Origin of the sequence: Kitasatospora sp. NPDC059571, assembly GCF_042735675.1 — a bacterium.
In the GTDB taxonomy this organism is placed as follows: domain Bacteria; phylum Actinomycetota; class Actinomycetes; order Streptomycetales; family Streptomycetaceae; genus Kitasatospora.
In genome coordinates this window covers 4037-9061 of record NZ_JBHWBW010000324.1, presented here as the reverse complement: position 1 = coordinate 9061, position 5025 = coordinate 4037, and the positions used below count along the sequence as shown (strand labels likewise).

Sequence of the window (5025 nt, the reverse complement as noted above, 5' to 3'; positions counted from 1 at the left end):
GGGGGGGGCCCCCCCCCCCCCCGCGCCTGGCGCGGGGGCCCCCCCCCCCGCCCGGCAGGGCGTGGCCCCGGAATTCAGCAGGCCATCGGAAGAGCGGAGACGTCCTCCAGCCAGGATTCCCGCGCGAGCACCGCGTGCTGGGTCTGCCGCAGCCTGGAACTCGGTTCCATTCCGAGCCCCTCGACCAGATTCTTCCGCAGCGTGTTGTAAACACCCAGGGCATCGGCGGTGCGCCCGCTGCGATAAAGCGCCACCATCAAATAGAAGTGCAGATTCTCCCAGAGCGGCCGGTCCGTGAGCAGGCCGTAGAGCTCGCTGATCATCTCGGCGTGCCGGCCGAGCCGCAGCTCGATCTCCACCCGGAGTTCGTAGGCGGAGGTGCGCTTCTCGTCCAGCTGGCGGCCGAGGCCGTCCAGCACCGGGAGGGTCCGCACGTCGGCCAGCGCCGGCCCCCGCCACAGCGCGATGCCGGCGGCGAGCACGTCCGAGGCCTCCTCCGTCCGGCCCGACGCGCTCAGCCGCCGGGCCTCGGCCACTGCCGATTCGAAGCGGTCCAGGTCGAGCGTGTGCTGTTGCCGCAGGTCGAAAAGGTACCCGGGAGCCCGGGTGGCCAGTGTGAGCGGGTCGCCGCCGATCTCGGCGATGAACTTGCGCAGCCTCGACACGTACACCTGCAGGGCGGTGCCGGCCGTGCGCGGCGGCCCGTCCGGCCAGAGGGCCTCGGTCAGCTGCCGGGTGGAGACCGTCCGGCCCGGGCTCAGGCACAGCATCGCCAGCAGGGCCCGCTGCTTGAGCGCTCCGGGGCTCTGCGGCACCGAGCCCGGCGCCGCTATCTCCAGTGGCCCGAGAATGTAGAAGTCCAACGAAATCCCCCGATTTGCCGTACTCCGGTCCGACCGGCGGGGCTGTCGGACCGACGGACGCAATCCCCGCACCCCACCACAGTCGATCTTGGTCAAGAACGCGCCCCCGGACAAGTTGTACGCGCACATTTTGCCGAGATTTTAAACACCCGGGACTGCCGGTCGACGGGGTGGCATTGTAACATCCCCCGCCGCGCGCCCCGCATAAGGGCGATTCCCCCGGACGCCACCGCTCCACTTATTCGGGCATGCATTTCCGACGGTTCCGCGCATGAGGAAGTTTAGCCCTCCGGACTACCGTCGACGGTGAGCCGATCAGCGCTTGCACGGGGGTTTTGGAAATGAACGGAACGAGTCTTCCGGTCACCGGCGGACAGCATGAGATATGGCTGGCCGAGCAAATGGATCCGCAGGGTCCGCAGTCACGCATCGGGGAATGCCTGGAGATTCACGGGGCCATCGACACGGGGGTCTTCGAGGCCGCACTCCGGCAGACCATCGCCGAGGCCGAGCCCTTCCGGGTGCGCTTCGTCGAGGAGGAGGGCGTGCCTCGACAGGTGGCCGACCTGGCCGACGACTGGGCGTTCCCGGTGCTCGACGTCTCCGCCGAGCCGGACCCCGCGGAGGCCGCCCTGGCCTGGATGCGCGCCGACCTGGCCCGGCGGCTCCCGCTGTCGACCGGCCCGCTCTTCTCGTACGCGCTCTTCGAGCTGGGACCGGAGCACTTCCTCTGGTACCTGAGTGCGCACCACATCCTGGCGGACGGTCAGAGCGGTGCGCTGATCTCCCTCCGGGTCGCGGAGCTGTACGGCGCCGCCGTCGGCTGCCGTCCGCCCGCGCCGTCGCCGTACGGCGGGCTGCACACTCTGCTGGAGAGCGACCGGCGGTACCGGGAGTCGGCCGCCGCCGCCACCGACCGGGCCTACTGGGCGGGGCGGCTGGCCGGTGCTCCCCGCCCCGCCCGGCTGGCCGGCGCACCGGCCGGCCCGCCGCGCGAGAACCTCACCGAGACCGGCGTCCTGACGCCGGCCCAGACCGACCGGCTGCGTTCGGCGGCGCGGCAGGCCCGCACCCACTGGTCCGTCCTGCTGATCGCGGCGGCCGCCGCCTATCTGCACCGGATGACGGGCGAGCGGGACGTCACCCTGGCACTGCCCGTCGCCGCGCGGCCGCAGGCCGAGCTCCGGACGATCCCCGCCATGCTCTCGAACGTGCTGCCGCTGCACGTCGACGTCCGCCCGGACCGGCCGGTGGCCCAGCTGGTGCGAAGCGTCTCCCAGGAATTCCGCCTCCTGCTCCGGCACCAGCGCTTCCGGGGTGAGGAGCTGTCACGCAGCCTCGACCGACCGGCCTCCGAGACCTTCCTGACCGCGCCCCAGGTCAACATCATGTCCTTTGACTACGACCTGGAGTTCGGCGGACACCGCGCCGAGGCCCGCAATCTCACCCAGGGCCTGGTCGACGACATCTCCGTCACCGCCTACGACCGCTCCGACGGATCGGGCCTGCGGATCGACCTGGTCGCCAACCCCGAGCTGTACCGCCCCGAGGAGCTGGCCGCGCACCACCGGCGGTTCCTGGCCCTGCTGGCGGCGCTCACCGCGCCGGGCGCCCTGGAGCGACCGCTCGGTGCCGTCGACCTGGCCGACGAGCAGGAGCGTCGCGGCCTGCTGGCGGAGGCGCGGGGCAACCGGCGCGACGACCCGGCGACCACGCTCCCCGAGCTGTTCGCCGCCCAGGTGGCCCGCACCCCGGACGCCACCGCCGTGGTCGGCGGCGAGGGGAGCCTCGACTACCGCGAGCTCGACCTGGCCTCGAACCGACTGGCCCGGCTGCTGATCCGCGCGGGCGCCGGCCCCGACCGGACGGTGGCCCTGGCCGCGCCGCGCTCCGTCCGCGCCGCGGTCGCCCTGCTGGCCGTGCTGAAGGCCGGGGCCGGCTACCTCCCCGTCGACCCGGAGTACCCGGCCGAGCGGATCGCCTTCGTACTGGCCGACGCCGCCCCCGCGCTTGTGCTGACCACCGCGGAGGTCCTCGGCACCCTGCCGCCCACGGACGTCCCCACGCTGGTGCTCGACGACCCCGCCACCGCGGCGGCCCTGGACGGGCAGCCCGACGGGCCGCTGGCCCCACGGGAGTTGCTCGGGCGGCCGGAGCCGGGGCACATCGCCTACGTCGTCTACACCTCGGGCACCACCGGCGTCCCCAAGGGCGTGGTGATGCCGACGCGTTCCCTGGTCAACCTGCTGACCTGGCACGACCTGGACCTCCCGCGGATCCCGGGGACGCGGACGGCGCAGTTCACCGCGCTGGGCTTCGACGTCTCCGTCCAGGAGACCGCCTCCGCGCTGCTCTTCGGCAAGACCCTGGTCATCCCCGGCGAGGACGTCCGGCGGGATCCGGACCGCCTGGTCGACTGGTTGGAGGAGCAGCGGATCAACGAGTTGTTCGCGCCGAACCTGGTGATCGAGGCGGTCTGCGCCGCCGCCGAGGCCCGGCGGCGGGAACTGCCCGACCTCCGGGTACTGGCCCAGGGCGGCGAGGCGCTGACCCCGAGCCGCAGCATGCGCGCGTTCTGCGCCCGGGTACCGGGGCGGCGGATGCACAACCACTACGGTCCGTCCGAGACCCACCTTGTCACCGCCCACACACTGGCGGCCGACAGCACCGGCTGGCCGGCCGCCGCGCCGATCGGACGGCCGATCCCCAACGTGGCGGGGTACGTGCTGGACGGCAGTCTGCGCCTGGTCCCGCCGGGCACGCCGGGCGAGCTCTACCTGGCCGGCACCGCGCTCGCCCGCGGCTACCTGAACCGGCCCGCCCTCACGGCGGAGCGCTTCGTCGCCGACCCCTTCGGCGAGCCCGGCACCCGGATGTACCGGACCGGAGACCTGGTGCGCCGGCGGACGGACGGCGAGCTCGAGTACCTGGGCCGCACCGACCAGCAGGTCAAGATCCGGGGCATCCGGGTCGAGCCCGGCGAGGTGGCGGCCGCCGTCGAGGCCTGCCCGGGGGTCGCGCGGGCCGAGGTGCTGGCCCGCGACGACCACGCCGGCGGCAGCCGCCTGGTGGCCTACGTGCTCCCCGGGGACGGGACGGTCGATCCGGCGGCCGTCCGCGAGGTCCTGGCCGCACGGCTGCCCGCGCACCTCGTCCCGGCCGCCGTCGTCCCGCTCGCCGCCTTCCCCCTGACCCCCAACGGCAAGCTCGACCGACGGGCACTGCCCGACCCGGACTTCACCCCCGGCGCCCCCGCCAGGGAGCCGCGGACGGCGCAGGAGCGGACCCTGGCGGTGCTGTTCGCCGACGTCCTGGGGGTGCCGCAGGTCGGCCCGGACGACGACTTCTTCGACCTCGGCGGACACTCGATGCTGGCCGGCCGCCTGGTCGCTCAGGCCCGGGCCGTCCTCGGCGCCGAGCTCGGCGTCCGAGACCTGTTCGAGGCCCCGACGGTGGCGGCGCTGGCCGCGCGGCTGTCCGGGCGGACGCCGGCCGGCAGCGCCCTGCCGGTGCTGCTGCCGCTGCGCCGGCGGGGCACCCGGCCGCCGCTGTTCTGCCTCCACCCGGCCACCGGCATCGGCTGGTCGTACCAGGGGCTGCTCCGGCACCTGGGCCCCGACCGCCCGGTGTACGGCCTCCAGGCGCGCGGCCTGGGCGGGCCCGGACCGATGCCCGGCACCGTCGAGGAGATGGCCGCCGACTACGCGGCCCGGATCCGGACCGTCCAGCCGAAGGGGCCGTACCACCTGCTGGGCTGGTCGTTCGGCGGCCAGGTGGCGCACGCCGCCGCGTGTCTCCTGCAGACCGCGGGCGAGGAGGTCGCCCTGCTGGCGATGCTCGACTCGTACCCCTACCCGGCCGGTGCGGGGCGGCCCCCGCAGTTCGACGGGCCGGCCTTCGCCGACATCGTGTTCGGCGGCGCCGGCGGGCTGCCGGACGAGGTGCCCGCCGACCGGCTGCACGAGGTCTTCCGGCACAACGTCGGGCTGATGGCCGCCTTCACGCCGGGCCGGTTCCGGGGCGACCTGCTGTTCTTCGCCGCCGCCCGGAGCGACCCGGCCGACCCCTTCGAGGCCGGCCGCACCTCGCCGTGGGGGCGGGCGGGGGGGGGCGTAGGGCGGGGGGGGGGCCGCCCCGGGGGGGGCGGGTGAGAGCGCGTGGT

At 74.4% G+C, this 5025-nt stretch carries 2 protein-coding genes; one reads left to right on the top strand and one right to left on the bottom strand.

The window, feature by feature from the left end; all coding sequences use genetic code 11:
- Positions 1-74 precede the first annotated feature (74 nt).
- Entirely contained in the window at positions 75-863 is a 789-nt protein-coding gene (locus ACFV0G_RS27905) for a BTAD domain-containing putative transcriptional regulator (RefSeq protein ID WP_380553718.1), read from the bottom strand.
- Between the two features lie 341 nt (positions 864-1204).
- Here ACFV0G_RS27905 and ACFV0G_RS27900 point away from each other — a divergent pair, with 341 nt between their 5' ends.
- Positions 1205-5014, top strand: coding sequence for an amino acid adenylation domain-containing protein (locus ACFV0G_RS27900; protein ID WP_380553715.1), 3810 nt, complete (start codon positions 1205-1207; stop codon positions 5012-5014).
- The last annotated feature ends 11 nt before the right edge of the window (positions 5015-5025 follow it).